General features: G+C 73.3%; 16 protein-coding genes and 1 riboswitch. Of the genes, 10 read left to right on the forward strand and 6 right to left on the reverse strand.

Annotated features, from left to right (window positions below; translation table 11 throughout):
• Positions 1-242 precede the first annotated feature (242 nt).
• A complete protein-coding gene (locus ACFYMO_RS28655; RefSeq protein ID WP_366771366.1) occupies positions 243-614 on the reverse strand; it encodes a hypothetical protein in 372 nt (123 codons plus the stop codon).
• 347 nt (positions 615-961) lie between these two features.
• Here ACFYMO_RS28655 and ACFYMO_RS28660 point away from each other — a divergent pair, with 347 nt between their 5' ends.
• From ACFYMO_RS28660 to ACFYMO_RS28680, 5 genes are all read left to right on the forward strand, one after another.
• Positions 962-2,137, forward strand: coding sequence for an MFS transporter (locus ACFYMO_RS28660; protein ID WP_366771365.1), 1,176 nt, complete (start codon positions 962-964; stop codon positions 2,135-2,137).
• Between the two features lie 307 nt (positions 2,138-2,444).
• Positions 2,445-3,002, forward strand: coding sequence for a hypothetical protein (locus ACFYMO_RS28665; protein ID WP_388550030.1), 558 nt, complete (start codon positions 2,445-2,447; stop codon positions 3,000-3,002).
• Between the two features lie 212 nt (positions 3,003-3,214).
• Positions 3,215-4,177: a transcriptional regulator gene (locus ACFYMO_RS28670; protein ID WP_366771363.1), complete on the forward strand. Its 963-nt coding sequence runs from the start codon at positions 3,215-3,217 to the stop codon at positions 4,175-4,177.
• Between the two features lie 38 nt (positions 4,178-4,215).
• The gene (locus ACFYMO_RS28675; RefSeq protein ID WP_366771362.1) at positions 4,216-4,722 is read left to right on the forward strand and encodes a roadblock/LC7 domain-containing protein; all 507 of its coding nucleotides are present in this window, start codon (positions 4,216-4,218) and stop codon (positions 4,720-4,722) included.
• Positions 4,723-4,867: 145 nt separating this feature from the next.
• Positions 4,868-5,242, forward strand: coding sequence for a hypothetical protein (locus tag ACFYMO_RS28680; protein WP_019359250.1), 375 nt, complete (start codon positions 4,868-4,870; stop codon positions 5,240-5,242).
• Between the two features lie 197 nt (positions 5,243-5,439).
• Here the strand turns inward: ACFYMO_RS28680 and ACFYMO_RS28685 are convergent, their stop codons facing one another.
• Positions 5,440-6,258 carry an NPP1 family protein gene (locus ACFYMO_RS28685; RefSeq protein WP_366771360.1) on the reverse strand — a complete coding sequence of 273 codons (819 nt, stop codon included), beginning with the start codon at positions 6,256-6,258 and terminating at the stop codon, positions 5,440-5,442.
• A gap of 244 nt (positions 6,259-6,502) precedes the next feature.
• Here ACFYMO_RS28685 and ACFYMO_RS28690 point away from each other — a divergent pair, with 244 nt between their 5' ends.
• Positions 6,503-7,759, forward strand: a complete 1,257-nt coding sequence (locus ACFYMO_RS28690) for an alpha/beta hydrolase (RefSeq protein WP_366771359.1) — start codon at positions 6,503-6,505, stop codon at positions 7,757-7,759.
• A gap of 63 nt (positions 7,760-7,822) precedes the next feature.
• Here ACFYMO_RS28690 and ACFYMO_RS28695 read toward each other — a convergent pair whose 3' ends face one another.
• The 3 genes from ACFYMO_RS28695 to ACFYMO_RS28705 all read right to left on the reverse strand — a co-directional run bounded on the left by ACFYMO_RS28695 (position 7,823) and on the right by ACFYMO_RS28705 (position 12,136).
• Complete coding sequence (locus ACFYMO_RS28695) at positions 7,823-9,835, reverse strand: glycosyltransferase family A protein (RefSeq protein ID WP_366771358.1); 2,013 nt, start codon at positions 9,833-9,835, stop codon at positions 7,823-7,825.
• A 224-nt stretch (positions 9,836-10,059) separates the two neighbouring features.
• Positions 10,060-10,827: a LysM peptidoglycan-binding domain-containing protein gene (locus ACFYMO_RS28700; RefSeq protein WP_366771357.1), complete on the reverse strand. Its 768-nt coding sequence runs from the start codon at positions 10,825-10,827 to the stop codon at positions 10,060-10,062.
• Between the two features lie 4 nt (positions 10,828-10,831).
• Positions 10,832-11,008: riboswitch (cyclic di-AMP (ydaO/yuaA leader) on the reverse strand.
• A gap of 531 nt (positions 11,009-11,539) precedes the next feature.
• On the reverse strand, positions 11,540-12,136 hold the full coding sequence (locus ACFYMO_RS28705; RefSeq protein WP_366771356.1) for a helix-turn-helix domain-containing protein: 597 nt from the start codon (positions 12,134-12,136) through the stop codon (positions 11,540-11,542).
• A gap of 171 nt (positions 12,137-12,307) precedes the next feature.
• Here ACFYMO_RS28705 and ACFYMO_RS28710 point away from each other — a divergent pair, with 171 nt between their 5' ends.
• Entirely contained in the window at positions 12,308-13,045 is a 738-nt protein-coding gene (locus ACFYMO_RS28710) for an ABC transporter ATP-binding protein (protein WP_366771355.1), read from the forward strand.
• The gene (locus tag ACFYMO_RS28715) at positions 13,039-15,519 is read left to right on the forward strand and encodes an FtsX-like permease family protein (protein WP_388550037.1); all 2,481 of its coding nucleotides are present in this window, start codon (positions 13,039-13,041) and stop codon (positions 15,517-15,519) included. The genes ACFYMO_RS28710 and ACFYMO_RS28715 overlap by 7 nt, the downstream gene beginning before the upstream one ends.
• 168 nt (positions 15,520-15,687) lie before the next feature.
• Here the strand turns inward: ACFYMO_RS28715 and ACFYMO_RS28720 are convergent, their stop codons facing one another.
• Complete coding sequence (locus ACFYMO_RS28720) at positions 15,688-16,515, reverse strand: class I SAM-dependent methyltransferase (protein WP_366771353.1); 828 nt, start codon at positions 16,513-16,515, stop codon at positions 15,688-15,690.
• Positions 16,516-16,592: 77 nt separating this feature from the next.
• Between ACFYMO_RS28720 and ACFYMO_RS28725 the strand changes: the two genes are divergently transcribed.
• Both ACFYMO_RS28725 and ACFYMO_RS28730 read left to right on the forward strand, forming a co-directional pair.
• Positions 16,593-17,192, forward strand: a complete 600-nt coding sequence (locus ACFYMO_RS28725; RefSeq protein WP_366771352.1) for a TetR family transcriptional regulator — start codon at positions 16,593-16,595, stop codon at positions 17,190-17,192.
• Positions 17,193-17,287: 95 nt separating this feature from the next.
• On the forward strand, positions 17,288-18,121 hold the full coding sequence (locus ACFYMO_RS28730; RefSeq protein ID WP_366771351.1) for an MOSC N-terminal beta barrel domain-containing protein: 834 nt from the start codon (positions 17,288-17,290) through the stop codon (positions 18,119-18,121).
• Positions 18,122-18,209 lie beyond the last annotated feature (88 nt).

Consider the following 18,209-nt stretch of genomic DNA (forward strand, 5'->3'; position numbering starts at 1 on the left):
ACCTACGACCCGGACTCGTCCCTCCCGCCGGACCGGTCCTGCCGCCCCCACCCCCACCCCGAAACCGGCATACCGGACATACGAGGGTGGTTCGTGCGTGACGCGGACCCTATGGGCGGCCTCACACCACCCACCCCCGCCGGCCCCCCGCCCCCGCACCCCAGTGAGCACCCCCACGCACACCGCCACCGGCCGGGAAGCCGGGACGGCTGGCGTCACTCGCGGCGGACGGTCCGCACCCGTCAGCAGAACGGGCGGTCGCGACGGCGGTCGGCCGGGAGGACGCCGGTCGCCGCCCGGGTGTCGCGTACCGAGACAGCGATACGGGCGAACCGGGTCTGTCCCCGCGTCTCGACGACCACGACCGGCTTCCACGGGTGGACCGCGACGAAATCCTGCCCGTCCGGATGCCGCCAGATCCCGAGATGCCCGAGCCCGGGCAGATGGCTGGTCCGCTTCGCCCGGCCCCGCAGCGGCCGCCACCAAGCCGAGGCACCGCCGACCCGCGCCACCGCGGACAGCGGCACCCGTATCTCCCGGTGTCCTGTGGCGACCCTCTGCCACCAGGTCGGCCGGACGACCAGGTCGTCCCTGTCGATCAGCAGCCGTGCCATGGCCTCGGCTCCGTCCGTCCGCTCCCATCGACCTGCCGGTCGGCTCGAGAGCCCACCCGCCTGTCGACCGCTGCCGGTGCGCGGGACCGGCCCGGCCGTTGTGGCGGCCGGCCGGCTGCGCGTCCTTTCCGCTTCCTCCAGGCTGGGCTCCGCGCTCCGCTTCCGCACGGCAGGGAGGCCCGCGGACCGATCCGGTGCTCTCCGGCGCTGCGCGGGCGCCGCTTCCGGTTGCGGCGTTGCACCCGCCTCGCCACCGAAGCCGACCGCGGGGAAGCGGGGAGAACTGCCGGAATCGAAGCTGTGATCGGTCTACCCGCCGGTAGTGGTGCGGCATACGCTGTCCGGCCATGGTGGACACACGGATGCGGCACGGCAGGGCCGCGCTCGCCTTCAGCTTCTTCGCACAGGGCGTCGCGTTCGCACTGCTGGTGACGCGCATCCCCGCTGTGCAGGACCGATACGGCATATCGAACGCGCTGCTCCCGGCGTTCCTCGCGGCTGTACCCGTGCTCGCCGGAGCGGGGAGCGTGGGTGCGGAGCAACTCGTCAAGCGCGTACGGCCCGGTCTGGTGCTCCGGTGGTCGCAGCCGGTGGTGCTGCTGGCGCTGCTGGGCGTCGCGGCCGGCGATGCCGTGCTGCACCTGGCGGTGGCGCTCGCGGTCTTCGGGATCGGGGTCGGGGCGCTGGACGCCTCGATGAACATGCTCGGGGTGAGTCTCCAGCACCGCTACGGTCGCAGCATCATGCTGGGCTTCCACGCCGCGTACAGCCTGGGCGGGATCGTGGGTGCGACGCTGGCCTGGGTGGGTGCGCACGGGCAGTTGCCGCTCCTCGGCTCGTATCTGCCGGTGGCCGCCGTGCTGCTGCCCGCCGCCCTGCTGGGCAGCCGGTGGTACCCGGACGCCGGTCGCGGTCCGGAGCCGGAGGAGGGTCCCGGCGCTGCCGGGCCGGGGCAGCAGGTGGCCGCCTTCCGGCTGCTGCTGCCGCTGTGCCTGGTCATGACCTTCGCCTACATAGGGGACTCCACCGTCTCCAACTGGAGCGCGAAGTACCTCCAGGATGTGCTGGGCAGCTCGGAGCAACTCGCCACCGTCCCCTACAACGTCTACATGGCGACGACGCTCATCGGCCGCTCTCTCGGTGATCTGGGCGTACGGCGATTCGGCGCCGCGGCCGTCGTCCGCGCGGGAGCGCTGCTTGCGGCGCTCGGGTTCGGCACGGTGGCGGCGGCCCCGGGTCCGGGAACGGGCATGCTCGGCTTCACCCTGCTCGGGCTCGGGCTGTGTGTGCTCGTGCCGCAGACCTTCGCGGCTGCGGGACGGCTCTTCCCGGGGGCATCGGACTCCGCCGTCGCCCGCCTCAACATCTTCAACTACGTCGGATTCCTCATCGGTTCGCCTCTGGTGGGGGCGCTCGGCGACGTCTGGAGCTACCGCGCGGCCATGCTGGTGCCGATGGCGCTGGTACTGGTCACCGTCGCATATGCCGCCTCCTTCACCCCGCGGCGGACCGCCACCGCCTGAGCGCCGGCCCGGTACGGCGTGCGTGGTGCGGACTGTGCGGGGTGTCCCGTGTGCGCGCGGCCTCGCGGAGTGAGTCGTGCCGCGTCTTCCGCATGTCTCAGAGATTCGATCTGATTCGATCAGAAACAGGGCTCAAATGGCCCTCGTACTGCGGAAATTTGGTCAACTTCCGGGCGGTCTTGGCATGTTCCCCGGGAAAATGCCGGAACACGCGCTGCTCTGCCGTGCACATGCGTAGTGTGAGCCTCACTGTCCGTGGCCGGGCGGTTTCGGTAGTGATGCGGTGTGCCGGGGAGGGGAGTGCAGCGTGCCCGGAATCGACGAGTGCCTTCTGGAGGCGATGCGATTGCCCGGCGCCCGCTGCGCCGCCGTGGTGGACTGGATCAGCGGACTGGCGCTCGGTGTCGCGGGGGAGCCGCCCGGCGGTGACCACGAGGCCGCCGCCTGCGAGACGGCCGAACTGGCCAGGATGGTGGCCGAGTACCGCTCCCTCGGCCCGCTCTCCGCGCTCGGCACCCCGGGCGACCCCGCGACGGCGCCCCCCGGTGCTGCTCCGCAGGCTCCTCAGACCGGCCCTCCCGGCGGTGGCACCGGCCCGGGACCCGGCGGCCCGGACGCCCCCTCCGGACATCCGTCCCCTCCCGGCACCCCGGACGTCTCCGATTCGGCGCCGCACCCAGGCGGAACGGCCCCGGCCGTCGAGGACATCATCGCGACGAACAGCGACAGTTACCATCTGCTGCGGTTCGTGACCGGCGCCCTGGACGGCACGCTCTTCCTCCACCTGTGGCTCGCCCGGGACGAGGGCAATCTCGCGCTGGCCCGGATACGGCTGGCGGAGATCGCAGGCCGGATGGTGCTCTGATGGGAGCGGTCCCCACGCCGGAGTCCCGGTCGCGCTCCGGTCCCGAACCGGCCGGCAGCGCGGGGGAGTGCCGGGAGCATCCGCCGGAGGACCTGCCGCGCCCGTTACCGGCCCCTGCGGCGCCGCGCGACCCGGCCGGGCGCCCGCCCGCGACGCGTGGCGCCCCGGTACCGCACGGCACCGCGTGTCCGGGTGCCGCGTACGCGGGCACCGTGCCGGTCCGCAACGCCTCGACACTCACCCCCTCCACCCTGCACCGGCTCGCAGCCGAGCGCGCCACCGGTGCCTTCACCCGCGCAGGGGGCACCCTCTTCCTCGTCGACGGCCACATCGTGCACGCGGAGAGCTCGGCGGCCACGGGGCTGGAGATCCTGCTGAACCGGGGCTGCGCTCTCTCCCGGGCGTGCTGGGAGGCCGCGATGACCCGGGCGGGGCAGGACGGCGGCGGGACGCGGCACCTGGTCGCCTCCGGCAGCGTCACCGCCGGGGTACTGGAACTGTGCCGGGGCGTCGCGCTGTACGACGCGGCCTTCTTCGTGCTCGCGCCCGGTGGCGGGCCCGGCAGATTCCGGCACGGCGTCCAGCACTGGCTCGGAGCCCGCGGGGGCGTCGTGCCGCTGGTGGTGGAGCGCGAGACGGTGCGTCGGCTGGCCTTCCTGGACCGCATCTGGCCCGACCCGCGCCTGGATGTCCTGCCGCCCGTGCCGACCGGCGCCGCCGCCCCGTCTGGGCACCCGGCCGATCCGGTGGTGCGGACCGGTGCGGCGTCGCAGGGCGCCCAACCGCACCCCACCGGGCGGCAGGAGCGGTCCGCTGCGGCGCCCGGACAGCGCAGCCGGCTGCGGGCCGTACCGGACCGGCAGCTTCGGATCCTGGAACTGGCCGACGGCAACCGCACGCCGACGGACATCGCCCGCGCACTCGGGCGGCCCGCCTTCCACACCCTCGTGGAACTGCGCCGGTTGGCCGCGGCCGGCCTGGTGACCCCGGGGCCGCAGGACCGCCCGGCGGCGGGTGTGCCGGACCGGTGTCCGCATCCCGGAGGCGGACACCCGGGCGCGGACCCCGGGGCCGCCGCAGGTGGGGCGCCTCCTGCCGGACCGCCAGGGCCGGTGTTCGCGGAGCCGGACATCGCTCTGCTGCGCCGGCTCCGGGACGCGCTGGAGGCATTGTGATCAAGGGATTCCGGCAGCGGGCCGAGAGGAGAGTGCTCATGGCGGCGGAACAGGGCGTGGGCGAGGAACTGCGCGGGCTGCGGGCCAGGGTTCCGCAGGTCGCCGGTGTGTTGGCGGCGACCGTGGACGGCTTCGTCCTGGCCGAGGACATGGCGCCGGCCCGGACGGGGGAGCGCCCGGAGGCCGAGCCGCTCGCCGCGCTCACCGCCGCCGCGCTCGGCCTGGCCTTCCGGATGAACGAGGCCACGGCACGCGGCGCCTTCCGCGAGCTGCTGATCCACGGGGAACTCGGATATGTCGCCACGTACGCGGCCGGGTCGTCCGCGGTGCTGACGCTGCTCGCGGACGACCGGATCAATGTCGGCCGACTGCATCTGGAGGGGCGCCGTACGGCCGCTCGGATCGGCGAACTCGTGACCGCCGTGCAGAGCCCGGCGGCTCCGCATCCGGTCGGCGACCGACCGCCGCCCGAGCACCGGCCTCCACTGGAACGCCGTCGTCTGCCGCTGGAGCGCCGCCGCCGGAACGCACCGGCTCCGGAGTGACGCCCACCGCACGCCACACACCGCACCGTCCCACCGGACCGCCCGCATGCCACGCACCGGACGACCCACCGGACATCCGCACGGCGCACACCGTACGAAGCACACCGGGTCGATCAACGTACCGACGAAAGGACAGCAGGACACCATGTCGAACACCGATGCTTCCCTCAAGGAAGCGATGAGCAGCATCGACGGCACGATCGGGGTGGCCCTGGTCGACTACACCAGCGGTATGGCCCTGGGCACCATCGGCGGGGGCAAGGAGTTCGACCTCGAGGTCGCCGCCGCCGGGAACACGGATGTCGTGCGGTCCAAACTGCGCACGATGGAGCACCTGGGCATCAAGGACGAGATCGAGGACATCCTGATCACCCTCAGCAAGCAGTACCACCTGATCCGGCTGCTGCGGGCCAAGAGCGGCAACGGCCTCTTCCTGTACATCGCACTGGACTCCGGCAAGGCCAACCTCGCCATGGCACGGCACCAGTTGCGGCGGATCGAGGCGAATCTGGAGGTCTGACCCGCCCGGCTCGGGTGTCCGGGCCTGGGCGCGCCCGTTGATCCGCCGGACTGCCCGGGACGCCCCGGTCCGGACGATGCGCAGCGGAGCCGGCAGACGGTGTGCCCGCCTGCCGGCTCCCGCACCCGGGGGCCCGGGTATACCGGGCGCGCCCGCTGCCCCGCTGTCCCTGACGCGCCCGGAGTCCGGGCCCGTGCTCAGCCGTTGGGGTCGAAGGGGATGCCGTCCGGCTTGGCCTCGGCCAGGTGGCCGGCGAAAGTGTCGTCCCGGATGCCGAGTGTGGCGCTGCCGAAGTCGGCTGCGGTCAAGGCCTCCCGCAGCCCCTCGGGATAGCCGTCCCAGCCGACCAGGGTGGGGTACTGCCAGGCTCCCCCGTGGTTCTCGGGTGGCTCGTCGCCACCGTCGTCCTTGGCCGCGCGGAAGCAGTGGGTGCTGATGCCGTCCTTGTGGTAGACGACCTTGGGGTGACTGCCCTCGAAGGGCAGCGCGTCCCGGTCGTGGACGGTGAATCCGCCGTGGTTGGAGGTCGAGACATACTCGGCCCGGTCGTCGTGCACCCAGACCACGACGTGTTCCCAGTCGTGCCGGTGCCCGGCACTGCCGCCGCCCAGAGCTGTCTGGTCCTTCTCGAAGTAGGACGCGTAGACCACCGCGCACCAGCCGTTGTTGCACTTGGACCTGGAGTATCCGTTGGTGTTCTCCAGGTCCGACGCGTCACGGCAGTTCCCGTTCACGTCGCCGCCTATCCTCAGGCCGGGCGCAAGGGTGCCGTCCGGGCCGATCGCGGGAGTCGCGTAGCAGCCGTCGGTGTCGTAGTCGTAAGCGGGCTGGAACGTCTTCTCCAGCGCGGTCGCGTTCAGCGGCAGCGCCTGCGGCGGATCGGCCAGCGCCGTACCCGGCAGCCCGACGACCAGCGCGAAAGCCCCGGTCACGACGCCCGCGGCGCTGCGCTTTGCTCCCAGGGCCCGGCGTTGCCGGGCGGCGGGGACGGGGGGAGCTCCGTTCGTCGTCTTCATGCGCGCACTCCGAAGTGGGGGGTGAGTCGGCGGGGTTCACGCTGCCGTGCGGCGCCGCGCCTGCCAAGAGGGCAGGCGTGCACTCCCCGGGTCCGCACTCCGGGCCGAACCGCCGCGGCACGGGGCGCGCAGCGCAACCCGCCGCGGTCGGTTCCCGGCCCGCGCCGGATCTGCCGAAAGTGCAGGCCCGGCACCGGCTTTCCGCGGTGCCGGGCATGGTGGGCGGGTTCCTACGCTCTCGAACATGATCCGTACACACCGCGCGGCGGCCGCGCTGCTGGCAGCCGCTCTGCTCGCCCCCGCGACCACCGCCTGCGCCTCCGCCGTGGGAGCCCCGGCGAGTGGCCCGTACCCCGGCCGGACATCCGCCGCCGCGGCCTCGAATCACGCCGGCCGGCTCTCCGTCCCGCACCCCACGGGCCGTTGGGCGGTCGGACGCGACACGCTCCAGCTCACCGACGAGAAGCGCCGCGACCCCTGGGTGCCGTCCGCGGGCTCCCGCCGGCTGATGGCCTCGGTCTTCTATCCGGCCCGGCGCGGCGGACGCGGTGACACTGCTCGCTACCTGTCGGTGGCGGAGGCGGAGCTACTGCTGAAAGGGCTGAGGCTCGATGCGTCCTTCCCCGCGGCCGGGCTCGCCTCGGTGCGCACGAACGCCCGCACCGGGGCCCGACCGGCCCCGGGGAAGCATCCACTGGTCGTGCTCTCGCCGGGGTTCTCGCTGCACCGCGCGACGCTCACCACGCTCGCGGAGGAACTCGCCTCCCACGGCTATGTCGTCGCCCTTCTCGACCACGCCTACGAATCCTTCGGCACGGTCTTCACCGGCCCGGCCGGCCGGCGCACGCTCACCTGTGTCGCCTGCGGGATCGTCGAGGACGCGCCGACCGACGCGGGCGAGAAGAAGCGGCTGGCCCGGGCCGCCCGCGACCGGGCAGCCGACATCTCGTCCACCGTCGACAGGCTGACCGGCGCCGGAAAGGGCGCGAAGAGCGGTACGGGGCACGGTTCCGCCCGCTGGGCGGCGCTGATCGACCCCCGCCGCATCGGCGCCGCCGGTCACTCGCTGGGCGGCAACGCGGCAGCGGTGGCAGCGGGCACCGACCGCCGGATCCGGGCCGCCGCGAACCTGGACGGCACCTTCTTCGCCCCCGTGCCGCGGACCGGACTGGGCCGGCCGACGCTGATGCTCGGTACCTGCAAGGACCACACCCCGCACGCGGCCGACACGACATGGCCGCGGACCTGGCAGCGCCTGCACGGCTGGAAACGCTGGCTGACGGTGACCGGTTCGGGGCACTTCACCTTCATCGACCTGCCGATTCTCGGCGGGCAGGCCGGGGTCACCGACCCCGAGGCGCCGCTGTCCGGAAGGCGCTCCGGGGAGATCACCACCCGCTATGTGACGGCCTTCTTCGACCGTCAGCTGCGGGGGTTTGCGCGGCCCCTGCTGGACGGTCCCTCGCGGGAGAACCCGGAGGTGGCCTTCCACACGCCGTAGCCCGGTGGACGACCGCCGGCGGTCGCGTGCGACCCGGCCGGTTCTACGGGAGGGCCGCCCGGCTCAGGCGGCTTCCCGGCCGCCCGCGCCCGCTCCTCCGGTCCGGTGCGCGGCCGGTCCGGCCGGGAGCGCCGCCGGCTGTGCGAACCTGCGGCGCAGACCGCGGGTGGGGCGTACCCGGTCCACCCGCAGTGTCAGCGGATCGCAGGCCACCGGTTTGGCGTACCGGGGCATGAGGCTCCGGCGCCAGCGTGCCGCGCCGGCCGGCAGGACAGGCTGCCGCAGCGGCCGGGTGTGCCGCCAGTTGGCCGCGGCTATCCGCAGCGCCGCCGCCCACCGCCCCGAGGACAGCACGTCCAGGGGCAGTTCCACCGAGAACCGGCCGTCCTCCTCGATCACCAGGGGGAAGTCGGCGGCGCCGCTGCGGGAGGCCAGCTGCACGAGGACGCTGCCCGCCGGAGGGGCGACGAGGTTGGTGGTGCCGTGCAGGCGCAGGACCGGACCGCACCAGACCGGTGCCTCCACATCGAGGCGCAGTTCCCTGCCCAGCCGTGCCGCCGGGACGTGCTCCAGGCGCAGGGTGAGGTTGCCGTGGGCGGTGGCGTACAGCCGGGCGGTCCGGATGCCGCCCGCTCCGTCGTCGGCCAGGTATGTGAACGGGCAGCGTCCGGCGTCCTGATCGCGGCGGCTGCCCAGCCGGACAGTCCGGACCAGCCCGTTCACGGTCAGGCTCAGATACAGGTCCCAGCAGCCGTCGGCCGGCGGCACGTCGTCCTCCGGCCCGCCGAGGAGATCCAGGTCGGCCTCGAAGAACTCGCCCGCCAGACGGGTCCGCGCGTAGCGTCGCCACGGCTCGTCCCGGTGCTGCAGGAAGACCTCGACCGCCTGCCGGCCGGCGGGCCCGGCCTGCTCCAGGCGTGCGCGTCCGGTCAGCCGCAACCGGGTGCCGGTGCAGGAGAAGTGGGAGATGTGGTGGCTGAGCGTGAGGCGGTCCGTCACGTCGAAGCTCGCGGTCGGGCCTCCGGCGCGGTGTTCCCCGCGCGGCGGGTAGTGGGCCAGCGCCGTCCCCCGGGAGATGTGGACGCTGAACGGCATGTGCGCGTCGGCGGAGAGGGTGTGGGTGAGCAGTTCCCCGAGTTGCCCGTGCCGGGCCAGATGGCAGCGCAGGCGCTGGACGGGAGCCAGCCGGTGCCAGAAGGAGTCGTCCTCGTGCCGGGCGAGAAGCTGCTGCACACGGGCGAACTCGCGCTGCCGGACGGCCGGATCCGCCTCCCGGCCGAGGAAGCGGAAGACGTCGCGGAGTTCGACGGCGAAGTGCCGCTCCAGCAGGGCGTCGCGCCGTTGCCCGGGCGGAAGTTCGGCGCGCAGCAGTTCGCAGACGTGGTGCAGCGCATCGAGGACCGGCTCGGTGCTGCCCGTCGCGGTCAGATGCCGGCCGTCCGGGCGTCGGACCAGGTAGTAGCAGTCGTAGTCGGCGACCACCGAGATACGGCGGGCCCGCAAGTAGGCGAGCGCGGTGAAGGGTTGGTCCTCGCCGATCCGCAGGCCGGTGTCGAAGCGCAACTGCAGCCGGTCGAGCAGTTCTTTGCGGAAGAGTTTCTGCGCGGAAAGCGACCAGTAGACACGGGAGGTGAACAGGTCGGCATCGGCCTGGTTCGCGCGGAACATGGAGCGCGGCACCCGGCGTCCTTCCGATGCCATTCGGCCGAGTACGACATCGGATGCGTTCACCTCGGCCGCTGCCGTAAGCCGTCGGAGCGCTTCGGGAGCCAGATAGTCGTCGGCATCGAGAAAGAAGACGTAGCGTCCGCTCGCAAGATCCAGACCGAGATTGCGCGGACCCGAGGGGCTCCCGGAGTTCTCCTGGTGGATCACCCGCAGAAGGGTCGGATGCTGTGCGGCCAGCCGGTCCACAAGGTCCGAGGTGCCGTCGGTCGAACCGTCGTCCACGACAATCATCTCGGTGGCGCCGGGTGCGAAGGACTGCTGTGCGACCGATTCGACGCAGCGCTCTATACAGGGCAGCGCATTGTAAGCGGGTGTTATCACGCTCACCATATTTTTGATCTCGCTCATGGCTCGACGGTGGCCATTCGGGCGTATCCGCGCCAGAGGGAAGCGGCGTTCGGGTGAATGCGGCCCGCGCCGTGGCGGGGGCGGGACGGAGGGTGCGTGTTGTGGTGCGCACGGCGACCGGGGCGGGGGGAGGGTGCTCAGCGGTGCCCGCCGGGCGGTGCCGCGAGACGGCGACTGCCCGCCACCGCGAGGGTGGCGGGCAGTCGCCGCGTGCGTGCTCCGGCTCAGTACGGGCCGTTCACGTTGTCGATCGAACCGTAGGTCTTGGCCGCGTAGTTGCAGGCCGCGACGATGTTGGCGACCGGGTCCCGCTGGTCGTAGGCGGTGCCCTCGACGTGGAAGGCGTCGAAGGTCGGCTTGATCACCTGGAGCAGGCCGATGGAGGGCGTGCCGTTCTGGGCGTTGATGTCCCAGTTGTTGATGGCGTTGGGGTCGCCACCGGACTCCCGGATGATGTTGCGGTGGATGCCGTCGTAGGTGCCGGGGATGCCGTGCTGCTTCATGATGGCCAGCGCCTCGTTGATCCAGCCGTCCAGGTTGGTGGACTGGGTCTTGTGCACGCCGCCGGTGCGCTCGGCCGAGCTGCGGTCGGCGCGCTCGGGCGTGGCGTCGCTGGTCTCGGCGGGCTTCGAGGCGGTGTCCAGCGTCAGCTTCTGGCCGGGCAGGATCAGGTCCGGGTCGCCGCCGACGGTCTTCTTGTTGGCCTCGTAGAGGGTGTTCCAGCCGCCCTCGATGTCGTGGTCCAGGGCGATCCGGTACAGGGTGTCGCCGCTGGCGACGGTGTAGGAGCTGGGCTCCTGCTCGGTCTTCACCTGCGAGGCGGCGCCGGACCGCGCGGACTGCGCCTGCTCCTGCACCTGCGCCGGGGCGGCGTGCGCGCTGCCCGCGGCCAGCAGGGGAGCGGCGATGCCCGCACCGCCGGCGGCGAGGGCGAGCGAGAGCCGGAGGCGGCGGGTGCTGAACGGATTACGGGCGTGAAGGCCACGAGACATGGGGGTGTCCTCTCCTAGCGCCTGCGAGGTGAGCTGTCGGATTCGGGCTGGAGTTGCCCGGCCATATCCGCTGTGCCGGGGCACAGCGGCCATGACTTCACCCCTAGCCGGGCCGCGGAGTGCGGCACGGCACGTAAGTGGGTCCCCCGCTCCTGCCGCGCGGTACTGGTGCGAATTTCCTAGCCGGGCGGCAGGATTCGGCGCCCCGGCAGCGGAACTCCGGCCGTTCGTGGAGGCCGGAGCGAGGACACAGAAACACAATGGATTGCCCGGATCAAGGCGCGCGATTCACATGCGGGGCGGCTCGCCGAAAATGATCTAGCAATTCCTCAACGCTATGCTGTGGATCATTTTCTGTGCGTAAAAAACCAATCTGCCGGTGTTTCGAAGGACTTTTATGGAAAGGCTTCCTGATGGCGCGCCAGAAGATCTTGCTGATTTCTCGGTCCGGTCGGTGTGTTTCGCGACACAGCGTACGACCGGGAAGGGCAAGTCCTGTATATCCGGACAATGCCGGTGAATACCGCAGAATGCGGCCGGTTGTCGGATCCTGCGCGGGGGCGGAGGTGCCGCACGGAAGGATTCTACTAAGCGCGATCGTACATTGTCGCGGTGCGAGGGTGCGGCCGTGGTCCGGAACGGCCGGGTGTGCGGCCGGGCGGTGGGGCCGGGTCGCGCACACCGGGGCTTCCGCGGCGTCGCGGCGGCGGCGTCAGTCCCGGCCGTCGAGCGGGACCCCGAACCAGCGGACGGCGATGGGCCGGGTGCCCGGTCCGGCTTCGGTGCGCTCGCGCCGGAAGCGTTGCAGCAGCTCCAGGTAGGCGTCGTGGAACTCCCGCAGTTCCTCCTGTGTGAGGTGGAGGGTGCTGCGGGAGCCGGAGACCCACTCGTCCTCCTCGGCCGGACGGTCCGCGTGGTGCCGGACCAGTTCGAGGTCCTCCCGCAGGTGCGCCCGGTCCAGCTCCTCGACCACTGCGCGCTCCGCGCCCGGCAGGTCCGCCCGGGAGGGGCGCCGCACGTCCGCGCCGCGTACGCCGCGCCACCAGCGTTCGCGTCCGTTCGTGTCGTGGTCGGGGTCGTCCTCGACGAGGCCGGCCCGGGCCAGCTGGCGCAGGTGGTAGCTGAGCGTCCCGGTGTTCTGGCCGAGAGCCGAGGCGAGTGCGGTGGCGGTCGCCGGGCCCGCGGCGGCCAGCCTGCGCAGGATCTTCAGGCGCAGTGGATGCGCCAGCGCTTTCAGCGTCGCGGGGTCGCTGACGGTGTGCTGTCCCTGGTGGGAAGCGGTGTGGTCCTGGTGCGACGACTCGGTCATGCCCCGAGCCTACCGCAGAGAAAACTATGCAGAGCTTCCTTTGCAGAGGTTTCTCTGCAATGCTCTCGGCGGGCCCCGGAGCACCAGCACCGGCCTCGCCGCCCGGCGTGACCGGCGCGCACCCGCGCGCCGCTTCCGCGCCGACCACTTCGAACACGTCAGGACAGACACATGGCCGATGAAGCCGTCCGCATGCGGCACGTCACCCGCCGCTACGGCACCGGTGCCGGAGCCGTCACCGCACTCGACGACGTCACCCTCGACTTCGGCCACGGCACGTTCACCGCCGTCATGGGACCCTCGGGATCCGGGAAGTCGACTCTGCTGCAGTGCGCCTCCGGGCTGGACCGCCCCACCTCGGGATCGGTCGCGGTGGGCGGGACCGAGCTGACCGGGCTCGACGAGACCCGGCTGACGCTGCTGCGCCGCGACCGCATCGGATTCGTCTTCCAGGCGTTCAATCTGCTGCCGTCCCTGACGGCCGAACAGAACGTCGGCCTGCCGCTGCGCCTGGCGGGCCGCCGACCCCCGTCCGCCCGTGTCGCGGAGGCGCTGGGGCAGGTCGGACTCGGATCACGAGCCCGGCACCGGCCCGCGGAGCTGTCCGGCGGCCAGCAGCAGCGGGTCGCCCTGGCCCGCGCGCTGATCACCCGGCCCCAGGTGCTCTTCGGCGACGAACCCACCGGCGCGCTGGATTCGGTGACCAGCCGCGAGGTCCTCACCCTGCTGCGCGACATGGTCCACCAGGAGGGGCGGACGACCGTCATGGTCACCCACGACCCGGTCGCCGCCGGTTATGCGGACCGCGTGGTCTTCCTCGTCGACGGGCGCCTCGACGGGGAACTGCACGGCGCGCCCTCGCCGCAGATCGCCGCGCACATGGCGAAGCTGGAGGCCCTCCCGTGCTGAGGATCGCCCTGGCCACCCTGCGCACCCGCTGGACCGGCTTCGTCGGCAGCTTCGTCGCGCTCGCCCTCGGGGCGGGACTGCTGGCCGTCATGGGACTCGCGCTGGCCTCGTCGCTGCAGGCGCCGGAGCGGAAGCCCGAACGGTTCGCCGCGGCACCCGTCCTCGTCAAGGGCGCGGACACCCTCCGCGTCGCCACCCCGGCCGGTGACCGGGTGCGGAGGCTGGCCCGCCCCCGCGCCGTGCCGGACGAGACGAAGGCCCGGCTGGGGAAGCTGGGGAGGGTCGTGGAGGACCGTGCCTTCGGCGTCCGGGTCCGCGGCGGCCCCCCGGACCTGGTCGGCCACCCCTGGTCCACGGCCGCGTTCGCTCCCTACCGCCTCATGGAGGGCCGCGCGCCCCGCGCAGGCGACGAGGTGGCCGTCAGCGACGGCTGGCCGACGGACGGCCGGCCGGTGGAGCCGGGGGAGCGCCTGCGCACCGCGCGCGGGACCGTGCGTGTCGTCGGAGTCGTCGGCGGGCGGGGGTTCGAGAACGCCGTCTTCTACACCGACCGGCGCGCCGCGCAGCTCTCGCCGGACAGCCGTCAACTGGTGGTGGACACCGACGACGCGGCAGCCGTGCGGGCGGTGGTGCGCGACGGCGGCGCCGGCGCGCACGTCCTGACCGGCGACGCCCGCAGACTCGCGGACGCCGACCCCGACCGGGACCGCGAGGCCCTGACCGCGATGAACGCCATGTTCGGCACCGCCGGCGGCGTCTCCGCCTTCGTGTCGGTGTTCGTCGTCGCCGCCACCTTCGCGTTCGCGGTGGCCCAGCGGCGCCGCGAGTTCGGACTGCTGCGGATGGCCGGCGCCACCCCTGCCCAGGTGCGCCGCACCGTTCTGTCCGAGGCGCTCGTCGTCGGTGCCCTCGCCTCCGCGACCGGCTGCCTGCTGGGCGCGCAGGGGGCGCCGGAGCTGGCCGCGTGGGCGGTCGACCAGGAACTGGCGCCGCGCTGGTTCCGGATCGGCGACCATATCTGGCCGTACCACCTGGCTTTCTGGACCGGGCTGCTGGTCGCCCTGGCCGGGGCGGTGGCGGCCTCCTGGCAGGCCGGGCGCACCGCTCCCGCCGAGGCACTGCGGGAATCCGCCGCGGACAGCCGCGCCCTGCCGCTGCTCCGCCGCCTGTGCGCCGGCGCCCTGCTGCTCGCGGCGGCGATCACCCTGGTCGTGTCACTGGCGACCGATCCGAGTGACCTGCTGCACCGCAAGACGTACGTCACCCGCCCGATGCTGCTGATCACCGGGGTGGCGCTGCTGGCCCCGCTGCTGGTCGGCCCGCTGGTGCGGCTGCTCGCCTGGCTTCCGGCCAGGCTTCCGGGCGCGGTGGGGATGCTGCTGCGGCAGAACGCCCTCGCCGGGCGCAGCCGCACCGCGGCGGTCGCCGCACCCGTGCTGATCACCGTGGCCCTGACCGGTTCCCTCCTGGGCGCCACCGCGACGCTGAACGGCGCCGAGGCCACCGAGCTGCGCACCGGCACCGCCGCCGACCTCGTCCTCACGTCCACCGGGCCGGAGGGTTTCGAGGAGGCGACGCTGCGGCGGCTGCGGCAGCTCCCCGGCACCGAGGTCTCCGCGACCTCCTCCAGCGCCGTCTACACGCTGGAGGACGGAGTCGCGCTGATCGAGTCGCCCGCCCGGGCCGCGGATCCCGCCCGGCTCCGGGCCACCGCCCGCCCGCCGCTCGTCGCCGGAAGTCTGGCCGACCTCGACGACGACTCGATCGTGGTCAACGAGGAGTGGGAGCAGCACACCGTGGGCCGGCACGTGGAGGTCTGGCTCGGGGACGGCACCAGGAAGTCGCTGCGGATCGCCGCGGTCATGGCGGTGGGGACCGGCGGCAACGGCGTCTACGTCACCCCGCGCAACGCACCCCGGGCGCCCGTCGACCGGGTGGAGGTGCGGTTGCGGGAGGGAGCCGACGCCGCCGCGGTGTCCGCCGCGCTGCGGGAGGCCGTGCCCGCTTCGGACGGCCGGGTCCGCACCAAGGAGGAGTGGATACGCGACCAACGGCCCGAGACCGCACGCACGACGCGCGCGGGTCTGTTCCTCGTCCTGGGTATCGCGCTGCTGTACACGGCGATCGCGCTGGCCAACATCATGGTCATGTCGACCGCGGACCGGGTGCGCGAACTGGCCCTGCTGCGGTTGACCGGCGCCACGCGGCGGCAGGTGCTGCGTACCGTCACCGCCGAGGCCCTGCTGGTGGTCGCGGTCGGCGGTCTGCTGGGCACCGCCGTCGCCGGACTCCACCTGACCGGTATGTGGTGCGCCCTGGGCCTGCTCTCGGTGTGGACGCCCCTCCAGCTCCCCTGGGCGGCGGTCGGCGTGGTCCTGGCCGCCTGCGCCCTCATCGCGGTGCTCTGCGCCACGCTCCCCGCCGCGCTGTCACTGCGCCGCCGGGCTGTCGAACTCGCGGGTGTCCGCGAGTAGCGCCGGTGTCCGGCCGGGCGGGAGCAGCACCACCCGCCCGCGCCCGGCCGCCGCGGCTCACCGGGTTCCCGGCGGTCGGGCGCGGGATGCGCCGGTTCACCGGGCGCGCCCGCACCGGCTGACGGCACGCCGGTACGGGCGCCCGCAGCGGACGGTCCCGCCCGCGGGTCAGCCGGTGCCGGTCCGCTGCGCGGTGACGGCCAGGGTGGCGTAGTGCATCGTGAAGCTGCCTCCTGCCGCGTCGATCACGGCGCCGACACCGGCCAGCACCTCCTCCAACGCCGCCCGCGGGGTCCGGGTGAAGGCGCCCTGGGTGGGGAGCTGGTCCAGCCACTCGTCCCGGGTGTAGACCCGTTCCCAGTCGAACCGCCACTGTTCGGCCTCGGTGAACCCGGCCACTTCCCGGATCCCGTCGGCCGCCTTGGTGCACAGGGCCGTGTACCCGGCCACGGCCGACTCCGTCGACGGACGGGCGGCGAGCGAGCCCGGCAGCACCCGCTGGTGGACCTCGGCGAACGCCTCCGCCACTTCGGGTGCCGGCCGGCCGGCGTTCCAGAAGAGGGCCAGCAGCCCGCGGGGACGCAGGACCTGTGCGGCCTTGGCGGCTCCTGCGACCGGGTCCACCCAGTGCCAGGCCTGCCCGGAGACGAGGGCGTCGAATGTGCGGCCCGCCGGCTCCCAGTCCTCGAACGCCGCCACCTCGGTGTCGAGTCCGTACCGTCCCGCCAGGGCGGCCATCCGGTCGTCGGCGTCGACGCCCAGCACCCGGCATCCGGCCGCTTCGAACTGCCGGGCCGCGATGCCGGTGCCGCAGCCGACGTCCAGGATCTCGCGTCCGGGGGCCGCGGCGACGATCCGCTCCACCAGGGCCCGGGGGTAGCCGGGACGGGCCCGGTCGTAGCGTTCCGCGTCCGTGCCGAACGACTCGGCCAGTTCCCGGACTTCATGTGGGGCGGGTGTGGAGCGGGCAGTGCGCTCCGGCGGTAGAGTGGGCATGTGCCCACTCTGTATGGGCGTACGCCCACTCGTCAATCCCGGCGGGTCGGCGGACCGGGATGACGAGGAGAAGCGCGGTGCCCACCGGAGTCGCCTTCCGCGACGTACGCGGCCAGCTGCTCGACGCCGCCGAGCGTGTCCTGCTCCGGGACGGACCGAGTGCGCTCACCAGCCGCGCGGTCACCACCGAGGCGGACTGCGCCAAGGGCGTCCTGCACCGGCACTTCGCCGATTTCGACGCTTTCCTCGCCGAACTCGTACTGGAGCGCGTCGCCCGGGTCGAGGACCGGGCCGCCTCCCTGCGCGCATCCGCCGGAACCGGCACCGTCGCCCAGAACCTCACCCGGGAGCTGCTGGAGGTCCTCGACCCGGTCGCGGTGGCCGTCGTCGGCCTCGTCACCTCGCGGGACGGTCTGCGCGCCCGACTGCGCGAGGCCAGACCGACGGGCCTGCCGATCCTGACGGACGCGGCCACCGCGCTGACCGGCTACCTCGACGCCGAGCGCGAAATCGGCCGCCTCCGCGCGGACGCCGACATCGCCGCTCTGGCTCCCACCCTCGTCGGAGCCGCCCACATGCTGTGCGCCGACCGGCAGGGAACCCCGCCGCAGCCCGAGGACGTCCGCAGGGCCGTCACCGCGGTCGTCGCCGGTGCCGAGCAGGGACCGCCGCGCTGAACACCCGCGGCAGGCGCCATCCGACAGCGCGGCCACCCCGGGCACCGCAGAACCAAGCCGACCCGCCCGACTCCCGGAACGGAGCACCCGGAATCATGAGTACGCCCTACGTGGCCTCGCTGTCGTACTTCCCCGTCAAGGGCGCCGCGGGTACGCATCCCGACGAGGCCGTACTGACCCCGGCCGGGCTCGCACACGACCGCAGCTTCATGGTGACCAGCACGGACGGCGTCTTCCGCACCCAGCGCCGCCACCCCCGGCTGGCCCTCGTACGACCCGCCGTCAGTCCCGATGGCGAACTGCTCACCCTCCGGACCGACGGCCTGCCGCCCCTCGGCATCCCCGTCGACACCACCGGCCCTCGCCGGCCGGTGGACCTGTTCGGGCAGCCCTTCCACGGCGTCGACCAGGGAGAGGACGCCGCCCAGTGGCTGTCCGAGGCCCTGCGCGCCCCGAGCCGGCTGGTCCGGGTACCACCCGAGCACGCCAGGGTCACCGACGGCCGCACCCCCGGCACCTCCGGATACGCCGACAGCTGCGCGCTGCACGTCCTGTCCCGCGCCACGCTCGAGCTCCTCGGCAGGAAGCTCGCCGAGAACGGCGCCCCCGCCGTGCCGGAGGACCGCTTCCGGGCCAATCTGATCATCGACGGCTGGGACGAGCCGCACGCCGAGGACCGCGCCCACCGCCTCGCCATCGCCGAAGCGGAACTCGGCTATGCCAAGCCCGCGACCCGCTGCGCCGTCGTCATGGTCCACCAGCACAGCGGCCGGCGGGACGGCCCGGAGCCGCTGCGCACCCTCGCCGGCTACCGGCGGGCCGGCGGGGGGCCGGTGGCGTTCGGGGTGAAGTACGCGGTGCTGCGCCCCGGCCGGATACGGGTCGGAGACGAGGTGGACGTCACGGCCTGGGGGCCGCGCGAAGTCTGAACCGGCGGCCGCCTGCCCCGGTGCCGTACGCGCTGCCGTCCGGCCGCGTGAGTCCGGGACCCGGGCGGCCGGGAACCCTCCCGCAGGC

The organism is Streptomyces sp. NPDC007025 (genome assembly GCF_042869455.1).
Lineage (GTDB): Bacteria > Actinomycetota > Actinomycetes > Streptomycetales > Streptomycetaceae > Streptomyces.